This window comes from Bacillus sp. FSL W7-1360, assembly GCF_038592975.1.
Taxonomy (GTDB): Bacteria; Bacillota; Bacilli; order Bacillales; family Bacillaceae_D; genus Shouchella; species Shouchella lonarensis.
In genome coordinates this window covers 995,953-1,018,153 of sequence record NZ_CP151950.1, presented here as the reverse complement: position 1 = coordinate 1,018,153, position 22,201 = coordinate 995,953, and the positions used below count along the sequence as shown (strand labels likewise).

Here is a 22,201-nt window from a genome sequence, read left to right as displayed (position 1 = left end):
AATTTCATTCTTATGAACGGTTCCACTTCCTTGCGCTAGCATTACCTAGATCAAGTCACAAGGGTCAAGATGCGATAGACATCTTTCTCAGCCAAAAAGCCCCCCTAGCGGATACATATTTTATTAATTAATTATCGCATATCCATCATACCATAGGTATGTACAAATCTAAAGTGCATATCTCCTTTACTTCTAGATTATACTGATGAAGTCAAAATAAAAAAAGTTTCCCCTATGCAAAATTATTCTGCCTATGCCATATTCATGTAAGTGGAAAAACATGTTTCTATAGACCCACTCGATTTTCGTCTGATACGATACATATATGACAAGAATGAAACGAGGTCTTCTTCCATGAAAAGATATGAGGAGTTACGTCAAGGTGAGTCGGGCGCATGGTTAAGCATCATTGCCTACATCTTTTTGTCGGCATTAAAGCTTGTCATCGGTTATTTATTCTTTTCCCAAGCGCTCGTTGCCGACGGTTTTAATAACGCATCTGATATCATTATTTCTATTGCAGTTTTAATTGGTTTACGTATTTCACAAAAACCACCTGATCACGACCACCCATACGGTCATTTTCGCGCCGAGCATATTGCCGCATTATTCGCAGCAGTGCTCATGGCGGCCATTGGCATACAAGTATTAATAGAAGCCAGTTCTAGCTTACTAAATCCCGAAGCGATTGTTGCTCCAAGCTTAGTTGCCGCATGGGTCGCCATCTTCAGTAGCATCATTATGCTACTCGTCTACCGATACAACCAAAAGCTCGCGACACGGATCAATAGCCAAGCTCTAATGGCTGCCGCAAAGGACAACAAAGCCGATGCACTCGTCAGTTTGGGTGCTTGTATCGGTATCATCGCTGCCCACTTTCGGCTAGGGTGGATTGATTCTATTACTGCTTTTGTGATTGGTTTACTTATTTGTTATACCGCTTGGACAATTTTCCGTGATGCCACGCATGCACTCACTGATGGATTTGACGACAGCTCTTTATCAGCATACAAAAAAACAATTGCAGATTTGGAGCATGTACAATCATTAAAGACGATGAAAGCACGCCAAGTGGGTAGCGCGATTCACGCTGATGTAACCATTGAAGTGAAATCAACGTTGACTGTAAAAGATAGCCATGAAATTGCGGACGAAATTGAATCACTCCTCTCTCAAAAGCACGGCATTGATCATACGAGTGTGCATATTGAACCGGAAGATGAATAAGAGCGCTAGGAGAAATTCCTAGCGCTTCGGCTCTGCTGTAATCATGCAGACTACGCCCGACTGTTGTTTTCATCTGGCAAGCTGAGAATGTCTGGATTGGGAGGTCCCAGAGGTTTGACAACATCCGAGTCTTGCATGATTAAGCAAGCGAATATGATTCCAACACCTAACAATCTCTTCATCATCTTAAACCTCTCCTTTTACTGTAGGTGAACTAACTTTCACAAGTTCTCTTTCAACAAGCGGAAGTAAATGAATTCTATTTTCTTCCGCAAAACACCGCATCGCTTCTGCTAACAAGGTTACATCTCCTGATGCTATCCCTTTATAAAATATTAAACATGTACTTCCCTTCTCATCTCGCTCAAGCTCTTCTGCTAATTGCAACGCCTTCTCGTTATTTCCGCGAACAATATGCTGATATACTTGTTCCTCTGGATCTACATCAGCTAAATCAAAGCGTTCTCCATGTACATTGCAAACGAAAGGATATCCCTGTGAGCTCAAAACTTGCACCTGTTCTTTCAGCCCCGCTCTCTCCGCGTAAGCAATGGATCGTTGCATATAGCCAAGACAAACATAGCTCGGACGTAACAGTGCCGTATATGACAGCAAGTGATAACAGGCAGAGCACATAGCATCAACCATCACTTCGTCGAGTACACAATCTAATAAGTATTGCTCTGCTTCTTTTGCTTTTCCTTGATTGTACAAGAGGTCATAAGCAATTTGAAAACCCGCTCGACTCATCGTGACGCTTTTTGCAAAACTTGGCTTTATATGCTTCAACTGTTTGTTCATTCTTTCTCGAAGGGAAGCTGTTTTAGGATAGTAACCTAGTCGCAAGTAAGACCGGATTTCCAGTGATTCTAAACGCATCTTTAAAAGAGATTCTGTCACGTAACCAGTGAGATCGCGGGCTTTGTCAATCGTTTCTTCATCGCTTATATTCTCTTGGAGTACCTCTAGCAACAGCTGATATACCTGACGCCACTCAGTTAATGATTTGTTTTCTTTATGCCATTCAATAAGCTGCGTTAGCAACTCCGCCTGTCGGTATTGAATAGCATATTCAAATGCATCTTTAATGTGGCCAATTGCTTGTACCGCAAGCGCGTATTCGTTCATAAGCGGCACGATTCTTTCTGGGGCAAATGACTTTACCGCAAAAAAGACTTGCTCAAACGATAAACAAGGAATCGTCCCCGCCTCTTCTCTTGACAGCGCAAGATGACGCATTGTGTCTGTTGTCCATAAACTTGGCTTATCCCACAAGCCCGTGCGATGTAAATAATCTTTTGTATCCGCTGTTATTTTACGTGCCGGATTTTCAATCACAATTTTCTCATACCAGCTTTCTTGTTTTTGCATAGAGCACCACCTATACTTAAGAAATTGTTCCTTCCTTGTTTCACTATTCGACGCGATGTGTATGTATCCCTGCAGGAAATCCGCTTTTTCGTGCGACAAATTCCGCAAAGGTGAATTATCCTTTAGTCTGGTGATCTTTTTGTCTAAAAAAGCAGGAACCCCTTCTCTATTTGACAAATTAGTTCATGCAACATCCCCTCTAACCTCAGAACAACGAGCATTGCAGATGAAGTTTTTGGCTTCATATATGCCACTAACGAAGGAGGAGGAAAAAACAATGCGTGAAGAAGTGCAAAAGCTCGTCCATAAGGAGCAAATGGACATTGATAATATTATAACGTTTTTTGAACGTGATGCTTGGGAGAAAGGAATCGAGGAAGGAATCGTAAAAGAACGGACCCAAACAGCCAAACGCATGCTCATTGAAGGTACTGAAGTCGCTTTTATTGCGAAAATCACACAGTTATCTTTGGAAAAGTGCAAGAATTAAAGGAACAATTTAAAGAAGAGTGATTCTCCTGCACCCTTATCGCGATCTAAGGCGTCATTCACCTTGAATAGGCGCAAGAAAGCGATTGAACCGAAGGCATCTCCAAAACAGCAGCCAAAAGCCAGCGTCCCGTATATCTGACGCTGGCTTTTTGTATCTATTATTCCAACACTGTCACATTCACCGTTCGTCTCCCAAAGGCATATGCTTCATCTTTTGTTTGCATATATAAATCAATTTTGTGACCTTTAATTGCTCCGCCTGTATCGCCTGCAATCGCTTCCCCGTATCCTTCCACATATACACGACTCCCAAGTGGAATCACATTCGGATCAACAGCCACAACTTTTTGGTTTGGATTTGCCCGCAAATCAATACCCGTACTCGTCACACCAGAACATCCATTGCAATACGCTGTGTAGGCAGTCGCTTCCATCTGAATAGATGTTGTCTCCTCGGTTGGCTCGCTCTCCCTCGTTTCTTCTACAGCCGTGTTCGTAGCGGGTTCAATGGTCTCACTTGCCTCTGCCGCCTTTGATGGTGAGTGATCATTGCGCTGTTGTTCCGTAACAACAGAAGCTGGTGCCGCCGCGATGACTTGCGGTCCGTATAAATGACGATACGTTTCTGGTCCTGCAACCCCATCCACTTGAATTTGTTCCGCCTGCTGGAAAGAGGACACTGCCGATTTGGTTAGTGGACCATATATACCATCGAGCATACCCTGGTAATAATTCAACATGCTTAATTTCTCTTGAAGCATGTAAACAAGTTCTCCTTCACTTCCTTCACGTAAAACCGTCATGGCACCAAGTGTTTGTGGGCCGACAATCCCATCCACCATTAACCCGTGGTCCTCTTGATAAGCAATGACTGCTTCTTCCATTGTTTCTGTAAATAAACGAGACGTCTCTTCTCCGTCTAAATACCCTTGCGCAATTAATTCTTCCTGTAACGCCTCTACTCGTTCATCTTCTTCTCCTTGAGTGAGCGGTATAGCAGCGTGCACTTCTTGCATTACAATCATCACTACGAAAGCCACAACAGCAATGAAACCACTTACCAGCCATTTCACAAAAAAGGCGTCAAACCTTTTTAATATCAATTTCCCCAAAGACCTTCACTCCTTTTAAAAAAATTGTTCGCGCACCCCACTGCGCAAACGTATTTAAAGAGCTCCCTGTTGTTCAAATGATCTCTCAAATGAACAGATGCCATGTTGCTAATCTGTTAGGAGTTGCTATGATACCTACTCGCTTTCGTGAAATAATAAAACACATTACGACGTTCTTAATCTTATTGTCATCTGTTTGTAATAAGACGATGTTGAAAAATAGGCAGAAACCACAAAAAAAGGTACGCCACGAGGGCATACCTGTCGTTATTTGATATCGTTGTCGGTTCTTATAATACATCTCTTTTCTTGAAAATGAGGTGAGAGATGAGTAAAAGAATCAAGATATGAGCGCCGATATACGCGGCCGAATGCCAGACGGAATCAAAAAGTTCCGATGAAAAAATTAGGTCAACAGGTTTTTCATAAGAGTTATATAGCTCAAAATGCATAAATACAATCCATTTTGACCAGTCATACTGCATAAGCAACAACATCAATATCCCTTTAAAGAACATCGGAATAAACGCGACAACGATAGTTAGTGCGGTACTACGCATCCAGACACCGATCAGCGTCGCCAGCGCGATATAAAAGAGCAAGGTTGGAGTATGATGCAGCACCATGCTCCACATCGTCTTAAAACCGATCATCCATGTTGTATTCTCTGTAAAAAAGAGCATCTCTACGAGGAATAAAATAAACCCTGCCCCCAATAAAAGGAGAAACGACAACAACATGATGGAAATCCATTTGGATAGCAATATGCGCGTGCGCGACACAGGGCGAATAAATAATTGTTTAATCGTTCCTGAAGAGAACTCTTTTGCGAGCGCTCCACTGACTAAGATCACCGCATAAAGAGAAACGAACCCTGCAAATATAGGAAACACCGTTTCAAAGAAAAGAAGGTCTATATAAGCGTCGGCATAGTTTTTCATCATCACACCTACAACTGTGCCTAAAATCGTACACGCAGCAAGCACAATAAGAAAAACCCATACTTTTCGTCCATACCATGCCTTAATCCATTCATTCTTCATTAAATCAATCATGTCGCGTTACCTCTTTTCTCTTCTGTTAGTGAGAAGTAGGCATCTTCTAGTCGTTTTTGATAAGAGATGGCATAAATAGAGACATCATTTTCAGTGAGTGTCCTTACAAGTTGCGGGATCGCATCATACAATTGTCCCTCAATTTCAAGTCCACGCTCCGTTTGTTTCGTTGCACCTAACGGTTGTAGTAACGTAGCTGCTTTCTCGACCGGCTCTGCTTCAATTGTAATCGTCATCTGTTCATGACTCTGTTTATTCGTACCCATATGAAGTTCATCCACAACTGTACCATCATTGATAACGATCGCACGATCACATAAGACTTCAATTTCATTCAACTGGTGACTAGACACAAGCAATGTCACGCCTTCATCACGGGCTAGCTTACGCAAATAATCACGCAAATCACGAATCCCTTTCGGATCAAGACCGTTTGTTGGCTCGTCCAAAATTAGTACACTTGGACGATGCAAAATGGACACCGCGATGCCTAGCCGTTGCTTCATGCCCAGGGAGTACTTCTTCACCTTCTTATGAATCGCATGCTCAAGCTCGACAAGACGAATGACTTCCTCAAATCGCTCTTCGGAAATTCGTTCTGCACTCATTTGTGCGAACTGACGCAAGTTTTGCATCCCTGTTAAGTACAAATACAAGTCAGGGTTTTCAACAATCGCCCCAATATGTTTCAATGCTTTCTCACGTTCAGTTTTAATACTACTGCCTTCAATATACACTTCCCCACTGTTTGGCGCGATTAAAGACACGATCATGCGAATTGTCGTCGTTTTACCGGAACCGTTTGGACCGAGAAAACCATAAATCATGCCTCGCTCTAGGGAAAAAGACATATCTTTAATGACATGCGTTGACCCGAGATGCTTGTTCACTTTTTCAACTACTAAAGGGAACGTTTCAGTTGCCATATACTCATCTCCTCTCTATATTTGCGAATCTTTTTAAGTATAACAGCCTTGTTTTTATTGCGCAAAACATTTTACTAATCGACTGTAGGGACAACGCGTTTTAAAGTTTGTGCGACGCCTTTTTCTTGATCATCATATACATATGAACCATTCGTGTGACGGTCTGTACGCCGGTACGCGGCAGGGTAAACCTCAACGAATTCCCCTCGCTCTGTTTCAATGACAAATACGTCATCACTCGCCATGACTCGTTTACAACCAATCACACGGTGAGGGTTATGTTTTAATGTGCGTAACATTGGCGTTCCTCGCCCCGCACGGCTCATCTTTTTAAATTCGGTAATTGCCATCCGCTTCACCGCACCACGATGTGTCGCCAAAAAGAATTCCACTTTGTCATCAAGACTAAACGTAGATGCATCCACAACCACATCATCACCCTGCAAATTAATTGCTTTCACACCTGCGGCCCGCTGACCAACCGGGGAAACGTCTTGTTCAGAAAACCATAGACCATAACCATTTTTTGTCGCGATGAATAACTCTTCTTTCCCAGTCGTTTCAAGCACAGCAATAACCTCATCATCTTCTTTCAAGTTTAAAGCAATCCGTGGCTTTGTGTAGCGTTGCGATTCATACAATGCCAAGGCAGATCGTTTAATCATCCCACCACGTGTGACAAATATTAAGAAAGTCTCTTTTTCAAAATCATCTACCGCCCAAGCATCAATCACTTCATCCTCTGATTCAAGTGGTACCAAATTAGCAATATGTTGCCCGTCTTCCTTCCAACGAATATCTGGGAGTTGATGAATAGGCACATACAGGTAAAACCCTTTTTTTGTAAATAACAGCAATGTGTCGGTCGTATTTGCCTCCCTACAGAAAAGGACGCGGTCGCCCTCTTTCATCCCCGGTGCATCTTTACTACCAGCCGAGTAAGAACGTAGTCCTGTTCGCTTCACATATCCTGCTTCTGTCACAGTAACCCGCACGTTTTCAGATGCAATGAGCATGTCCATATTTACTTGGAGCGTTTCCACCTCGGCTTTAATTTCTGTCCGGCGTGGTGTGACGAATTTTTTCTTTAGTGCTTTCATTTCTTTTGTAATGAGGGCAATCAATTGTTGCTCACTCGCTAAAATTGCTTCAAGCTCGGCAATTTGTGCTGACAACTGTGCCGCTTCCTCTTGTAAAGTGGCAATATCTGTGTTCGTTAAGCGATAAAGTTGCAAATTGACAATCGCTTCTGCTTGCATATCGGTAAAGCCAAATGCCATCATCAAGTTGTCTTTGGCATCTTTCTTATCGCGAGAAGCACGGATCGTGCGGATCACATCATCTAACACGGAAACCGCTTTTATGAGCCCCTCCACAATATGTGCGCGTTTTTTTGCTTTTTCTAGCTCAAACTGGGACCGGCGTGTGAACACTTCTTTTTGATGGGCAATATACACACGCATTAGTGGCAGTAAGCCCATTAACTGTGGTTTCTGGTTATAAATGGCGACCATATTAAAATGGTACGTCATTTGCAAATCTGTATGTTTGAGTAAGTAATGCAAAATCGCTTCACTGTCAGCGTCTCTTTTCAATTCGACCACGATCCGCAAACCGGCGCGGTCCGTTTCATCACGTACTTCGGCGATGCCATCGACCTTTTTGTCAAAACGAATTTCATCCATTTTTTTTACGAGTGACGCTTTGACAATTTCATATGGCAGCTCGGTGATGACAATTTGCTCGCGCCCGCCGCGAACGGTCTCAATCGCTGTTTTCGCTCGGACAACTACTTTTCCTTTGCCTGTCTCATACGCTTGTTTAATACCGTCAGCGCCTTGAACGATACCGCCTGTTGGAAAGTCAGGTCCTTTTACGATCGTTAACATGTCATCCAGTGTCGCGTTCGGCTTCTTCATCAAGAATATGATTCCGTCAATGATTTCGCCTAAATGGTGGGGTGGGATGTCTGTCGCATAACCGGCTGAAATGCCTGTTGCCCCATTGACGAGTAAATTAGGGAACATCGCCGGCAACACCACAGGTTCAGACGTCGAGTCATCAAAATTCGGTATGTAATCAACGGTTTCTTTCTCTAAATCTCGCATCAACTCCGCGCTAATCGCAGATAAACGTGCTTCCGTATAACGCATCGCGGCCGGGGGGTCTCCATCAATTGAACCGTTGTTGCCGTGCATATCAATGAGTAGTTGCCGCACTTTCCAATCTTGGCTCATCCGTACCATTGCTTCATACACCGGGCTATCACCGTGTGGATGATAATTACCGATCACATTTCCGACTGTTTTTGCGGATTTACGGTACGGCTTATCCGCCGTATTTCCTTCATGGTACATCGCATACAAAATACGACGCTGTACCGGTTTTAAGCCGTCCCGTGCATCTGGCAAAGCGCGCTCTTGAATAATGTATTTGCTATAGCGACTAAAACGATCGCCCATTACATCTTCAAGCGGTAAGTCAAGATACCGATCTGCTTGACCCATCTATTCTTCCTCCCTTACGTGCAAATTCTCGTTTTCTAAAATGTTCATATCGTCAGCTAAGTCAAAAGCAACATGTGATTCAATCCATTTTCGGCGTGGTTCTACTTTGTCACCCATCAATGTTGTCACGTGTTTTTCCGCGCGTGCGATATCTTCTATACGGACGCGAATTAACGTTCTTTCACTCGGATCCATCGTTGTTTCCCATAGTTGGGTCGCATCCATTTCACCAAGTCCTTTGTAGCGTTGCACCGTTGCCCCTTTGCCGACCTTTTTTAATGCTTGTTGCAACTCTTGCTCATCCCACGCATACAACAGTTGCGCCTTTTTGCCGCTGCCTTTACTTACTTTATATAAAGGGGGTAAGGCAATGTACACTTTACCTGCTTCAAACAACGGCTTCATATAACGATAGAAAAATGTGAGTAACAACACTTGAATGTGCGCACCATCTGTATCCGCATCCGTCATAATGACGATTTTGTCATAATTGCAGTCGGCAATATCAAAGTCGGCGCCAACACCGGCACCAATCGTATGAATCATCGTCCGAATTTCTTCGTTCTTCATGATGTCATCAAGTTTCGCCCGCTCCGTATTAATGACTTTTCCTCTAAGCGGCAACACCGCCTGGAACGTCCGGTCACGCCCTTGCTTCGCCGAGCCTCCCGCAGAATCCCCCTCCACAAGGTACAACTCATTTCGCGCGGGGTTACGCGACTGTGCCGGCGTCAGTTTGCCGCTCAATAACACGTCGCGGCGCTTATTTTTTTTGCCATTACGGGCATCTTCGCGGGCTTTTCGCGCTGCTTCACGTGCCCCAGCTGCTTTGACTGCTTTTTTAATTAATGTTTGTGCGACTGCTGGGTTTTCTTCGAGAAAATAAGACATTTTCTCAGACACAAGCGTCTCTGCCGCTGATCGTGCCTCTGGGGTGCCAAGCTTGCTTTTCGTTTGACCTTCGAATTGCAGCTTCGATTCAGGCACACGAATGGATAAAATGGCCGTCAGCCCTTCGCGAATGTCTGCACCGTCTAAATTTTTATCCTTTTCCTTCAATAATTTAAGCTTTCGCGCATGTTCATTGATGGCGCGTGTCATCGCCGATTTTGTACCAAGCTCATGCGTGCCGCCATCTTTTGTCCGAACATTATTCACAAAGGATAAAACGTTCTCTGTATAAGCATCATGAAACTGAAACGATAAGGACAATTCAATTTCATTGACCACCCCTTCAAATGATACAACTGGATGCAGCGCTTCTTTCCCTTCATTTAAATATTGCACAAACGCTTCTAAGCCCGTTTCATACTGATACGTTTCTTCATATGTTTTACCGACCCGTTCATCTCGTAACGTAATAATGACGCCTTTTAATAAGAAAGCAGCCTCCCTTAAACGTTCCGATAAAGTTTCTATGTTAAAATGAGCGCCTTTAAACATCGCAGTGTCAGGTTTAAAATGGACCGTCGTCCCCGTTTGTCGCGTCGGTCCTTTTTTCTCCAGCGTTGTCACTGGTTTTCCACCTGATTCAAATCGCTGCACATATCGGTGGCCATCACGCTTAATTTCGACTTCTAGCCATTCCGAAAGTGCGTTCACAACAGATGCCCCGACCCCATGAAGACCGCCACTCGTTGCATACCCACCTTGACCAAACTTTCCACCAGCATGCAAAACAGTAAAAATGACTTCTGGTGTTGGTTTGCCAAGTCGATGCATCCCAACAGGCACCCCGCGCCCTTCGTCTTGAACAGACACACTTTCATCTTTATGAATGGTCACTTTAATGGTCGATCCGTAGCCCCCAAGCGCTTCATCGACCGCATTATCCACAATTTCGTAAACAAGATGATGCAACCCGCGTGCATCGGTAGAACCTATGTACATACCCGGTCGTTTTCTGACGGCTTCCAGACCTTCTAACACTTGAATCGCGTCTTCATTATACGCGATATTCGTTTTTGTCATCTTCATGCCTCCTCCACTCTTTCATAGTGTAACATACTTTGAACGATTAAAAGTCTGTAAAACGCAAGACAGAAAGGAAGACTTCCTACGGTGAGAAAGCCTTCAACTGCTCATTTAAATTTTGCATGCTCCACTTTGATGCAGCGATCCATAATGACTTCAACGCCGTTTTCTTGCAAATAACGATACGCTTCTTCATTTGCGACGCCAAGTTGTGCCCAAAATGTGTCAATACCCGCTTCGACCGTTTCTTTGGCAATCTCAGGCAAAAACTCGCTTCTTCGAAAAACATTTACCATGTCAACTGGCACATCAATCGCTGTTAAAGACGGGTACGCACGCGCCCCTAACACTTCATCCACTCTGGGATTAACAGGAATAATCGTATACCCGTTCTTTTGCATTGCTTCTGAAACCATATAAGACGTACGTTCAGGATTATCGGAAAGACCGACAACCGCAATTCGTTTTTTCGTCGCTAAAATCTCTTTGATTCGTGTATCTGACGGATTTTGTATCATGATACGTGCCCCTCTCTACCATCTTTTTCTTGTGTTTCAGTGTAGCGAATACACGTAGGCGCTGTCAAGAAGGAGATTTATAAAGCAAATTCTGCGCTTATTTTTTTGTTACGTGTTTAAAATATTCCTCCAACGTATAGTCATATTTAATCAAGTCATTCGCGACCTTTTCACCAACGTAGCGCAAATGCCATGGCTCATACCGGTAACCTGTAATCTCTTCTTTTCCTTCTGGATAACGAATGACAAAACCGTAGTGATGTGCGTTTTCTGCCACCCATATCCCTTCTGGACTACTGCCGAATCCTGCGGTTGGACCGTTTGTGGCAATATCAATTGCCAAACCTGTCTGATGTTCACTATGCCCTGGTACCGCAGCAAGATCCTGATCTTTCCCTTGTTTTTCTACCTCTCGATCATACAACTCTTTTTGACTAGCAAAAGTACGAAATCCAGAAACGGCATACAACTGGTGGTGCTCTCCTTCAGCCGCAGCAAACAATTGTTCTAGCGCCCGAGCTGCTTCCTCACGCAATAAATGACCCTCTTCTTCTTCATATATAGATGGGACATCCACTTTAACGAGATCGTCCGGTTGATAATCTTTAGGTAATCGTGCTTCTTGATTCACTTTGACAACCATGTTTTCTGGGTTTTCAATCACAAGCTCTCCATCTACTTCCGTCACTTTTGTAAAAAAAGCTGCCTCAAGCATCAGGTCCTCTCCATCATTCCCTTTAGGAGCCTCACTTCTTACTTCTTGTCGCTTCTTTGGTATTTCCCCATTTGGCTGCGGTGCAGGTGCTGCTCCTGACCCACAAGCTGATAAAAGGACGACAGTCAACATACTTGTACATATCAATTTGTTCATAATATCAATCACCTAACTTTCCCATATAAAATGATGTAATAAATACGAAGCCTTTACTAAAATTCCCCTTTTACGGTGTTACAAATTCTCTTTCAGATGATGAACATCGTCAATAATTTTTTTGCATTTGTTAATCCCCCTCATCTATTTCCTGTGAAAGTCACCATAGAAACACAACTGTATTGTGCGCTTCATACACCGATTGTATCATACGCTTAATACATTTCAAGCGGAAAATTGTATAAAAGTGTTTAGAAATGTGGTGAACCATATCTTATCTGCAGATATTCACCGTCAAGCACTTGTTGATATGCTGATTTTTCCTGCAAAGTATGCACATTACACACTACCTTGCATAATATAGAACTATGCGTTATAATAATCCATAGCAAGGTATCATACAATAAACAGTAGTTACCTTCCGTATGAAAGGAGTGTTTTAAACCGTGAATGTACAATTCAAAAAAGGCGTGTTAGAACTATGCGTCCTCGTTTTATTAAACAAACAAGATCATTACGGATACGAACTTGTGCAAAAAATCTCTGCTCAAATTCACATTTCGGAAGGGTCTGTGTATCCATTGTTAAGACGACTCACAAAGGACGGTTACTTTACAACGTACTTGAAAGAGTCATCAGAAGGACCTTCCCGTAAATACTATGCACTAACCGATAGCGGGAAAGACCAGTTGCATAAACTCCTATGTGAATGGGAAGCATTCACGACGGGTGTGAATCAATTACTCATGAATGAAGGTGATCAAATTGACTAAGAAGGAATTTCTCCAACAACTAAATATCTCTTTAAAACGACTGCCTGCAGACGAACGTGAAGACATGTTACAAGACTTTGAAGAACATTTTGCGATTGGCTTAGCCGAAGGAAAAAAAGAAGCGGAAATTGCAGCAGCACTCGGCTCACCAAGACAAATCGCCAAAGACGCGATGGCCTCCTATCATTTAGAACAAGCAGGAACAAAAGCGACACCCGGAAACGTGTTTCGTGCGATGTGGGCAATTATTGGTTTAGGCTTTTTTAACCTTGTCATCGTCCTTGGTCCTTTTATTGGCCTAGTCTCGATGATATTCGCTGGTTGGGTTGTTGCTGTATCCTTTATCGCTTCACCGTTCCTTTGGCTCATACAAACCATCCTTTATGCACCTTCTTTTACGATGTTTGAACTGTTCGCTTCCATTGCCCTTTGTGGGCTCGGCATCTTTATCGCACTTGGCATGTTTTATGTGACACGAATATTGAGCAAGTGGTTCGTTCGTTACTTAAAATTTAATGCACGGCTTGTAAAAGGAGGGCTTATCCATGACAATCATTAAAAAGCTAACACTTATCGCTAGTCTTCTGCTCGTTATCGGGCTTATCGGCGGTGTAGTCACTTTTAGCAAAGTCAACAATGCTTGGACAACAGAAGAAACCGTTATTGATGATACATCTTTTCACGCAATTGATCTGACAACGGACAACGCCAAAATTGATGTCCTGCCGACCACAGAGGAGCAAGCGAAGATTGTGATATCAGGTAACGAGCAAAACTATACGCTTTCCTCTCAAGTCCGTCATGACATTTTAGAAATGAAAGTAACCGATCAAAACCGCAAGTGGTTCAACTTATTTTCGACTTCTTATGCCATCACCATCTATTTGCCCGAAAAGCAATATGAATCAATAAAAGTCAACAGCAACAATGGCACCGTTCATGTTCAAGACCTCGATGCCAACGTTTTTAGTGCGCAAACAAAAAACGGAGATGTTGTCGTCACAAACATGAAGAGCGCGTCGATTGCCGCTACATCTACAAACGGGGACATTATCATAGAAAACATTCATGATGCGACCGAAAACATTACAGGCAAAACAACGAATGGAGACCTTCTTCTTACAGCGAGTCATTTAGATCGCAACGTTGATCTCTCCACCGTCAATGGGGATATTACTGTGGCGGTAGATACAGAACCAACCAATGCAAATATCACCACTTCTGTCACACATGGGGACGTGACACTTTTTAATCTTGATACGTCAGCGAAAATATTTGGTGATGGAGAACACACAATTCAACTAGACACCGTCAATGGTGACATTTTGGTAGGACAATAATCTCCACCTTCAACAAAAAAGATGACTGCTTATCCCCTTTGCAGTCATCTTTTTTTGTTTCTATATTTTGGAAAGGTTTTTTGCTTGAACTGTATTATGAGCATGATACAATAGGGATCTCTACAATGACGTTTAAAGAGCGATATACGTATTGTAGAAAAAGAGATTCATATCCGAGGGGGAACCAAAAAGATGAGGAAGAAAAATTTATTCATCGTACTAACAATCATGATCACCTTGTTTGCAACAAGTGTGTGGGCCCTGAAGCTTTTTGCAGGCGATACGACGGCGAGTAATATGATAGACAATATCACTCACTCAACTAAGCCCGATTCAGATGAAAAATATATCGCACTAACATTTGATGACGGTCCGCATCCACAATTGACGCCATCCGTCCTTGACACATTAGCCGAATTTAATATTCCAGCGACGTTTTATATGCTCGGAGATAACGTGTCAAAACACCCTGATCTAGCGAAAGCCGTTGCTGATGCTGGACATGAAGTCGGCAACCACTCCGCAAGCCACACAGATATGACCAAAATAGAACTGAAAGAAACGAAAAAAGAGATTGAACAAACAAATGATGCAATAATAGAAGCCACAGGAAAACAACCTGAAACGATTCGTCCACCTTATGGTGCATATAACGACGAGATGTTAAATGTCTTTCAAGGTATGAACATGCCCTCAATCCTATGGTCTGTCGATTCATATGATTGGAAAGGTGATGCTAAAACTGTGAAAAAAGAAGTGTTAAAACAAGTCCATGACGGCGCCATTGTTCTCATGCATGACATTCAATCGGCAACCGCGGAAGCGTTGCCTGACTTACTCGTAGCATTGAAAGAAAAAGGATATAAATTTGTGACGGTATCTGAGCTGCTATCTTTAGAAACAGGTGCTGATGTGGGACCATATTATATGAAGAAATCATAAGTAAAAATAACTGTAAATATGTAATATTTATTTTTTTGTGGGAGATTGTCTTCTTATTTGAAAAAATATATAAAGATGATGAGAAATTACGGGAACTTTTAAAGGAGAGAAATGACTACGCACAGTCATTTCTCTCCTTGTTTTATTACCAACCAATTGTATCATTGCAAGGCTCTACCTACATATCAGGAGAATAAACCCTCCCTTCCTCAAGGGGCGGCGAATAAATATGGAACGTCGTCACCGGTGACATCGTCACATTTTGCATCATATGAATCATGTCGTTGTGCACGGGAACCATCTCTCCTTGCCTAAAATCTTCTGTCCGATCATACATCAGGGATGCATCGCAACAATCAGAGCGGTACAACACATTTTGCAACTGCCCTTCAACAATATAAACACACCCACTCGATCGTCCATGATCATGAACAGGCGTCTTTGTTAACGGGGGAAAATGCAGGACGAGCACTTCTAGCTCATCCGTCTTGTAAATGACATTTCTACCATATTCCATTTCATCTGGACTTTTCCTATAATGCGCGATCTTTTCGACTGACAAATCGAGTGTCTTTATAATACGAATGAGATCTTGGTGAGACGACACTTGTAAAGATTGAAGCGTTTGCAAAAGAGCCATCATCAAACATCCTTTCATGAATCGATAATTGGAAAGACGTGTTTGCTTGCCGACAGTTGCACTTCCTCTAACTTTACACGCTCATGCTTTCCAGCAATATCTTCTAGTGTAAACGCTCTTTCATTCACCGTCAATGAAAACGCTTCCAAATTATGAACTGGACCCTCAAACAGCTTCTGAAATGACGTTCGATACCTGTAAACCACTGCTTGCAAACAAATTCATTATAACAAAAAACTGATGAGCCCATGAAAGGCTCATCAGACACAATGTTACAGCGCTTCTTTTATCACTTTCTTACAGTACATCACTGCTAAAATTGCAAAGATTGAATAAAGGGTGGCGTAAATACCCATAACAACAATCATTGGTGTCCATAGCTCTGTCCCAAATAAGAACCATCCAGATTTCACCGCAAAATAGCTATGGCTTAGCCCTAAAAGTAAAGGAATACCGAAACAGAACGCCTGCTTCACTTTAATCCCTTTAAGCAAATCACCTTGCGTAAATCCTAGTTTACGTAAAATCGTGTAACTTCCTTTTTCATCCTCACTTTCATCCATTTGTTTAAAGTAAAGGATACAGCCTGATGTCATGAGGAAGGTGAGACCGAGGAAACCGACGACAAACAATATAAGCCCAGATGATTGTTTTCTCATCTTCTCTACTTCCACTTGGACGTCAGGAGGATAAGTGTCAGCATCACTTTCACTCATAAAAGGCATCTCATGGAGTAAAACGGTTGCTTCTTCTAACTGTTTTTCATCTTTTATATCAATCCCTACATAAGTGGACGATTCAGACTGTAATTCAGGATCAATGTCGTGCATTAATTTCTCAAATATCGTATCGTCGACAATGACCGTCGGACTATTTCTTGTGAAATAAGCAGAAATGATATACTCTTTTCGCAACCCGGTATAATTTAAAGCAAACGTCTCTTCTTTTCCGTGCAATTTAATTGAACCTTTGTCTTGAAGTGGTAGCGCCAACTGAACCATGTCATCATAACCTGTCAAAATTGCTTCTTCTGCACCTATGTCCATATCATCTATCACTGCATCACTGACCACGGACAAAAATTGGGTGTCTGAAACGTCTCCCAAACTTGGGGCAGACCCATCGAGAATATCGGCTACATTCACTTCTAACCGAACAATATCATAGTTTACATCATCATAGCCAATCGCATGAGCGTTTAATGTCTCTTTAAACTGATCTGCATCCGCCACGTCCACAAACGAAAAATCATTCGGGACAAATTTCTGAGCATCTTTTTCTGCTGAATAATAAGAGATATAGCTTAGCGACAGCAACCCGATGGCAAGGCCTGAAATCGTCGTAATAATTGTGAGCATGAGTGCATTTGACTTCATCCGGAACATAATAGATGATAACGACATCACGTCCTGAATTCCTAGATGACCATTTTTCTTTTTACGAACGAGGTTAAAAAGAAACGTCACAGACCCTTTATAAAACAAGTATGTTCCAGTAATAACCGATCCAAGAATGAAGAGCATCACGGGAAATAATAGCTCCATTAATGTATCATCAAACATGATTGATGATACAGCGTACCCAACAAGAATGGAAATAATCCCAAGAATACCGATGATGATTTCAATCCACGAGACTCTTTTTACGCGCGCTTCTGATGATGAAATAACGCGGAAGAGCGACAAAATCGTTTGTCGTTTCACAAAGAGATAGTTTACAAACAATATGAGTACATAAATGAATGAAAAGACAAAGATCGTCTGAATAAGCGCTGGAAATGAAAACGAGAGTGTAGCAACGGCGTCTATCGCTGTCACTTTAAACAAGATCATCATCATCAGTTTAGAAATCGCAAAACCGAGGAAGACGCCGATCGCAAGTGATCCAAAATAAAGTATACAGTTTTCCGCGCTCAATATCCGGAACACTTTCCCCTTCGTCATCCCAATTAACTGGAATAAACCAATTTCTTTACTACGACGCTTAATGAAAATATTGTTTGCGTACATTAGGAACGTTGCGACAATAACGATGAGCAATACAGAGGCAGCTTTCATTCCAGCTGAACCTTTCGCCCCTTCTTGAAGTGATTCCATCGCCGGGTCATATTGCAAGGTCACAAAAGAGAAATAAAGCGCAACACTAAACATGAGGGTAAAAACGTACAAATAATAGTTCTTCAAGTTTTTCTTGAAATTCTGTATGATTAGCTCGTTAACGGTCATGAGACACCCCGCCTAACACCGCTTGCGTCTTCATAATATCTTTGAAAAACGTTTGTCTTGTTTCCTCTCCCTTATGAATCTGTGTGTATATTTGTCCATCTTGGATAAAGACGATACGACTGCAATAGCTGGCAGCAACTGGATCGTGTGTCACCATGACGATGGTTGATGCCAATTTCTCATTTAGTTGCTCTAGTTTCCCTAATAAGTCTGAAGCAGATTTTGAATCGAGCGCGCCTGTAGGCTCATCGGCAAAAATAATGCTTGGCTCATGGATGAACGCGCGTGCAGCCGAGGAGCGCTGCTTTTGTCCACCGGAAATTTCGTTTGGGTATTTGTCTTTGATGTCATAAATGCCAAGCTCCTTTGCCACTTGTTCAAACCTTTCCGCGGCAACTTTTCTTGGTAACTTTGTAATGGACAGCGGAAGCAGAATATTCTCTTTCACTGTTAATGTATCAAGCAAGTTATAGTCTTGAAAGATAAATCCTAGATGTTTTTTCCGGAAAGTTGCTAATTCCTTTTCTTTCAGCTCCGTCATTTCCTGGCCTTCAATTTTAATTGAACCACTGCTGAGTGTGTCAATGGAGGACAACACGTTTAATAATGTCGTCTTTCCTGAGCCAGACGCCCCCATAATACTGACGAATTCGCCCTTTTCCACTCGAATGTCAATACCTTTCAATACGTCTTGCTTGTTTAATTTTGTTCCATAACTTTTGAGAATGTTCGTTGCTTCTAATATTGCCATGTTGTTTCACTCCTTTTATTAACTTACCTTTATGATAAAGTGATTTCACTCCTTTTTCCTGCGAATCAACGAACAAACAGACAAAAACATGTGACATTGTTGTCACATGCCGAGCATACGGACAAATTCGTTCTCTTTTGGAAAGGTTAATGTCACAGTCGTGCCTTGATCGACTTGTGACGTCACATCCATGTGAATCAACAATGGTTTTGCGACACGCTCAGCTAAATATAGCCCCATTCCTGTCGCCGCATGCTCTTGGTGATTTTTTGTCGAAGTAAAACCTTTCTCAAAAATACGTGGGAGGTCTTTTGAATCAATCCCTCTGCCACAATCTATGATTTGAATGACCACCTTCTCAGCCACGATGTCACTTTTAATCATAATATCAGCACCATCACTATACTTGACTGCATTAGACAACAGCTGCCTTAAAATAAATGATAACCACTTTGCGTCCGTTACAACGTTTTTTACATGCAACTGTAAGTCAAAACCAACCTGCTTTTGAATACACCAAGACTGCAATGTTTTAATCTCTTGGTAAAGCACATCTTCTACATCGACTGACTCTACGTAAAGGTCGTTTTCAATAAAAGGAATCCGCTTTTGGTGTAGCTGTTGATCCAATAACAAGTGGATACGTAGCCATTCATAGGTAAGCTGACTTTTGATGGTTTCGTCTTCAACGCGGTCAATGATTAAGTGCATTGCAGTTAAAGGTGTTTTCATCTCATGTATCCACGCCAGAAGATCATCTTTTTCTTGTGTCAACAGTTCTCGATGATGACGCGCTTCGTCTTGGAGCAGGCCGGTTTGTTTGACAATCGTCTCTTCAATCACTTTTTCAAATGGACTCTCCGCCGCAGCAAGGCTTGTCACATCTAACCCTTTGTCCCATTCCGCTATTTCCCGATAAAAACGCGTTTCTTTTTTGTAGCGTAGCACTAAAAAAATGAGGAAAATGACTGTTGCTAAAAAAACACTATAGAAAATGGGTGCCAATGGAATGGCTTGATCTAAATAAGCAATAAAAACCGTAAAAAACTGCAAAAAGAAGATGGTGAGAATCCAACTACGTCGTTCTTTTAAATAGGTTTTAATCACCGCTATTTCCTTCTTCCTTCGCCATATACCCTTGACCTACCTTCGTCTCAATGTATGACCCTAAATTAAGCTCGTCCAACCGTTTCCTTAGACGATTGACATTGACCGTCAATGTATTATCGCTAATAAAACGCTCGTCCTCCCATAAACTTTTAATCAATTGTTCACGGGAGACAATTTTATTTTTCCGTTCAATCAACCGTTTTAATATAAAAAATTCGTTTTTAGACAACGCAATCATGCCGTGCTCATTACTGACCGTGTTATTCTCGTAATCAATGGTTGCACCGCACCACGTTTTTAATTGCGTTTGTTCAGTACTGTAATTATAGACACGGCGAAGGATTGCTTGAATCTTAGCAATGAGGACATCAAAATAAAACGGTTTCTGGACAAAGTCGTCCGCCCCAAGTTGCATCGACATAACCATATCTGTCGGATGGTCACGAGAAGAGAGAAAAATGATTGGTACATTTGAGTGTTGACGAATCATGCGGCACCAATGGAAACCATCAAACTTTGGCAACTGAATATCAATAATGACTAAGTCTGGTCGAATCGCTGTATATTCCTCAATCACTTTTTCAAAATCGGTTACGCCATACACTTCATAAGACCATTGCAAAAGGCGTTCTTTTATTTCACTAAACAACGTCACGTCATCTTCAACTAGAAAAATTTTAAACATTTGCTTTCCCCTACCCTTACGTTCCACAAAATGTTCGATACGGTGATGCCGTAGCCAGCGGTGGTGCAATATATGCAGTTTTTTCACACGTGTACGCAAAAGGCGTAGCAAGTACGGCTAGTAACTGCGTCATTACTTCCATATGACCGTCTTCAACCGCTGCCGTGAGCGCTGCTTCAACTTGGTGATTACGTGGAATGATCGCGGGGTTGCTTCGCTTCATTAAGCGTTGAATATTAGCGGCCGGCGCTTGCTCTCTCTCTAACCGTGCTTGCCAACGCACGTGCCATTCTTTGAATGCCGGCTGGTTATCCAAGTTTGCTTCGTTTACGTCGTCTAATGTTAACGCACGAAATGTATTTGTAAAGTCGGCTTTATGTTTTTGCATAAGGGTAAGCAACTCGTTGATCAGTGCCCGGTCTTCTTTTTCTTCACGTAATAAACCAAGCTTCGCCCTCATTCCAGTGAGCCACTGCGCTTCAAACGCTTCGGCATAACGGGAAATCTCAGCTTCAGCGCGCTTGACTGCTTCATCCTGATCTTCATGTAACAATGGCAACAGCGTCTCCGCAAAACGAGCGAGGTTCCACGCGCCAATTTGCGGTTGGTTCCCGTACGCATAACGCCCATGCACATCAATCGAACTAAACACCATCGCTGAGTCATACGTGTCCATGAACGCGCACGGTCCATAGTCAATGGTCTCGCCACTAATTGTCATGTTATCAGTGTTCATGACACCATGAATAAAGCCTACAAGCTGCCATTTCGCAATAAGCGCTGCTTGGCGCTTGCACACCGCTTGTAATAAAGCGAGATAGCGTTGTTCATCCGCTGCTTCAATTTCTGGGAAATGCCGCGTCAATGCATAATCTGCAAGTGTGCGTAAGTCATCGATTGTGCCAACTTGTGCGACAAACTGAAACGTTCCGACCCGTAAATGACTTTGCGCCACCCGGGTAAGCACCGCCCCCGGTAACATCGCTTCCCGCATGACATCTTCACCCGTTGTTACGACAGCCAAACTCCGCGTCGTCGGAATGCCCAGCGCGTGCATCGCTTCACTAATAATATATTCGCGTAACATCGGCCCAAGCGTTGCCCGACCATCTCCTCGTCGCGAATAAGGTGTTCGCCCTGCTCCTTTTAGTTGAACATCCACCCGTTCTCCTGCCGGCGTCATTTGCTCACCAAGTAAGATTGCGCGCCCATCACCTAGCATCGTCAAATGGCCAAATTGATGCCCGGCGTACGCTTGTGCAAGTGGCACGGCACCTTGCGGAAGCGTATTGCCCGCAAAAATTTCGGCACCAGCCTGATGCTGTAAGGCTTCCTTGTTCAATCCAAGTGATGTCGCCAACGATTCATTGAACGCGACAAGTTTTGGCGCCTTTACAGGGGTCGGATCAACTTTTTCAAACAACAAATGTGGTAATCGTGCATAACTATTATCAAAATTCCAGCCTGCTTCCGTCATCTTCCTTCTTTCTGTCATATCAGTCTCCTTTTTCTGAGGAAATCCGTTTTCATGTATCGTTAGTATACCACTTGCACCCCACAAAATAACAGAAAACTGCCAAGAAGGATCTTATCCTGCTTGGCTCTCTTCAACTAGTATAGACTTGACGCACTTCACACACTGCATGTATACTTAAATTACATATAGCGTATGATGATAAAGA

Annotated in this window: 21 protein-coding genes and 1 riboswitch; of the genes, 6 read left to right on the top strand and 15 right to left on the bottom strand. The window is 42.6% G+C overall.

What is annotated here, in order from left to right; translation table 11 throughout:
* Positions 1-10: 10 nt before the first annotated feature.
* Positions 11-116: riboswitch (TPP riboswitch) on the bottom strand.
* A gap of 238 nt (positions 117-354) precedes the next feature.
* Positions 355-1,227: a cation diffusion facilitator family transporter gene (locus NSQ26_RS05110; RefSeq protein WP_499719502.1), complete on the top strand. Its 873-nt coding sequence runs from the start codon at positions 355-357 to the stop codon at positions 1,225-1,227.
* Positions 1,228-1,277: 50 nt separating this feature from the next.
* Here NSQ26_RS05110 and NSQ26_RS05105 read toward each other — a convergent pair whose 3' ends face one another.
* Together NSQ26_RS05105 and NSQ26_RS05100 are read right to left on the bottom strand one after the other, a co-directional pair.
* Complete coding sequence (locus tag NSQ26_RS05105; protein WP_499719501.1) at positions 1,278-1,412, bottom strand: hypothetical protein; 135 nt, start codon at positions 1,410-1,412, stop codon at positions 1,278-1,280.
* A gap of 1 nt (position 1,413) precedes the next feature.
* Positions 1,414-2,598 carry an AimR family lysis-lysogeny pheromone receptor gene (locus tag NSQ26_RS05100; protein ID WP_499719499.1) on the bottom strand — a complete coding sequence of 395 codons (1,185 nt, stop codon included), beginning with the start codon at positions 2,596-2,598 and terminating at the stop codon, positions 1,414-1,416.
* 277 nt (positions 2,599-2,875) lie between these two features.
* On the opposite strand from NSQ26_RS05100, the gene NSQ26_RS05095 reads away from it, so the two are divergent.
* On the top strand, positions 2,876-3,088 hold the full coding sequence (locus NSQ26_RS05095; RefSeq protein ID WP_499719497.1) for a hypothetical protein: 213 nt from the start codon (positions 2,876-2,878) through the stop codon (positions 3,086-3,088).
* A gap of 160 nt (positions 3,089-3,248) precedes the next feature.
* Here the strand turns inward: NSQ26_RS05095 and NSQ26_RS05090 are convergent, their stop codons facing one another.
* The 7 genes from NSQ26_RS05090 to NSQ26_RS05060 form a co-directional block, all read right to left on the bottom strand.
* A complete protein-coding gene (locus NSQ26_RS05090; RefSeq protein WP_499719496.1) occupies positions 3,249-4,202 on the bottom strand; it encodes a peptidoglycan-binding protein in 954 nt (317 codons plus the stop codon).
* Between the two features lie 290 nt (positions 4,203-4,492).
* Complete coding sequence (locus tag NSQ26_RS05085; protein ID WP_499719494.1) at positions 4,493-5,257, bottom strand: ABC transporter permease; 765 nt, start codon at positions 5,255-5,257, stop codon at positions 4,493-4,495.
* Positions 5,254-6,183, bottom strand: coding sequence for an ABC transporter ATP-binding protein (locus NSQ26_RS05080; RefSeq protein ID WP_499719493.1), 930 nt, complete (start codon positions 6,181-6,183; stop codon positions 5,254-5,256). The genes NSQ26_RS05085 and NSQ26_RS05080 overlap by 4 nt, the downstream gene beginning before the upstream one ends.
* A 74-nt stretch (positions 6,184-6,257) precedes the next feature.
* Positions 6,258-8,690 (bottom strand): DNA topoisomerase IV subunit A, encoded by a 2,433-nt coding sequence (gene parC, locus NSQ26_RS05075; protein WP_090775050.1) that lies wholly within the window; start codon positions 8,688-8,690, stop codon positions 6,258-6,260.
* On the bottom strand, positions 8,691-10,661 hold the full coding sequence (gene parE, locus NSQ26_RS05070; protein WP_090775051.1) for a DNA topoisomerase IV subunit B: 1,971 nt from the start codon (positions 10,659-10,661) through the stop codon (positions 8,691-8,693).
* 110 nt (positions 10,662-10,771) lie between these two features.
* Positions 10,772-11,185: a CoA-binding protein gene (locus NSQ26_RS05065; protein ID WP_499719986.1), complete on the bottom strand. Its 414-nt coding sequence runs from the start codon at positions 11,183-11,185 to the stop codon at positions 10,772-10,774.
* Between the two features lie 94 nt (positions 11,186-11,279).
* Positions 11,280-12,053 carry a M15 family metallopeptidase gene (locus tag NSQ26_RS05060; protein WP_499719491.1) on the bottom strand — a complete coding sequence of 258 codons (774 nt, stop codon included), beginning with the start codon at positions 12,051-12,053 and terminating at the stop codon, positions 11,280-11,282.
* 446 nt (positions 12,054-12,499) lie between these two features.
* Here NSQ26_RS05060 and NSQ26_RS05055 point away from each other — a divergent pair, with 446 nt between their 5' ends.
* The 4 genes from NSQ26_RS05055 to NSQ26_RS05040 all read left to right on the top strand — a co-directional run bounded on the left by NSQ26_RS05055 (position 12,500) and on the right by NSQ26_RS05040 (position 15,108).
* Positions 12,500-12,826: a PadR family transcriptional regulator gene (locus tag NSQ26_RS05055; RefSeq protein ID WP_090775054.1), complete on the top strand. Its 327-nt coding sequence runs from the start codon at positions 12,500-12,502 to the stop codon at positions 12,824-12,826.
* Positions 12,819-13,385 (top strand): DUF1700 domain-containing protein, encoded by a 567-nt coding sequence (locus NSQ26_RS05050; protein ID WP_499719489.1) that lies wholly within the window; start codon positions 12,819-12,821, stop codon positions 13,383-13,385. Before NSQ26_RS05055 ends, NSQ26_RS05050 begins: the two co-directional genes overlap by 8 nt.
* Positions 13,372-14,166 (top strand): DUF4097 family beta strand repeat-containing protein, encoded by a 795-nt coding sequence (locus NSQ26_RS05045; RefSeq protein ID WP_499719487.1) that lies wholly within the window; start codon positions 13,372-13,374, stop codon positions 14,164-14,166. The genes NSQ26_RS05050 and NSQ26_RS05045 overlap by 14 nt, the downstream gene beginning before the upstream one ends.
* A 192-nt stretch (positions 14,167-14,358) precedes the next feature.
* Positions 14,359-15,108 (top strand): polysaccharide deacetylase family protein, encoded by a 750-nt coding sequence (locus tag NSQ26_RS05040; RefSeq protein WP_499719486.1) that lies wholly within the window; start codon positions 14,359-14,361, stop codon positions 15,106-15,108.
* A 178-nt stretch (positions 15,109-15,286) separates the two neighbouring features.
* Here NSQ26_RS05040 and NSQ26_RS05035 read toward each other — a convergent pair whose 3' ends face one another.
* The 6 genes from NSQ26_RS05035 to NSQ26_RS05010 form a co-directional block, all read right to left on the bottom strand.
* Positions 15,287-15,748, bottom strand: a complete 462-nt coding sequence (locus tag NSQ26_RS05035; RefSeq protein ID WP_176763793.1) for a cysteine dioxygenase — start codon at positions 15,746-15,748, stop codon at positions 15,287-15,289.
* A gap of 272 nt (positions 15,749-16,020) precedes the next feature.
* Positions 16,021-17,973, bottom strand: a complete 1,953-nt coding sequence (locus NSQ26_RS05030) for an FtsX-like permease family protein (protein WP_499719484.1) — start codon at positions 17,971-17,973, stop codon at positions 16,021-16,023.
* Complete coding sequence (locus tag NSQ26_RS05025; protein ID WP_499719482.1) at positions 17,963-18,724, bottom strand: ABC transporter ATP-binding protein; 762 nt, start codon at positions 18,722-18,724, stop codon at positions 17,963-17,965. Before NSQ26_RS05025 ends, NSQ26_RS05030 begins: the two co-directional genes overlap by 11 nt.
* A 102-nt stretch (positions 18,725-18,826) precedes the next feature.
* Complete coding sequence (locus NSQ26_RS05020; protein WP_499719480.1) at positions 18,827-19,831, bottom strand: sensor histidine kinase; 1,005 nt, start codon at positions 19,829-19,831, stop codon at positions 18,827-18,829.
* Positions 19,824-20,519: a response regulator transcription factor gene (locus NSQ26_RS05015; RefSeq protein WP_499719478.1), complete on the bottom strand. Its 696-nt coding sequence runs from the start codon at positions 20,517-20,519 to the stop codon at positions 19,824-19,826. The genes NSQ26_RS05020 and NSQ26_RS05015 overlap by 8 nt, the downstream gene beginning before the upstream one ends.
* Before the next feature lie 16 nt (positions 20,520-20,535).
* Entirely contained in the window at positions 20,536-22,014 is a 1,479-nt protein-coding gene (locus NSQ26_RS05010) for a protein adenylyltransferase SelO (RefSeq protein WP_499719477.1), read from the bottom strand.
* Positions 22,015-22,201 lie beyond the last annotated feature (187 nt).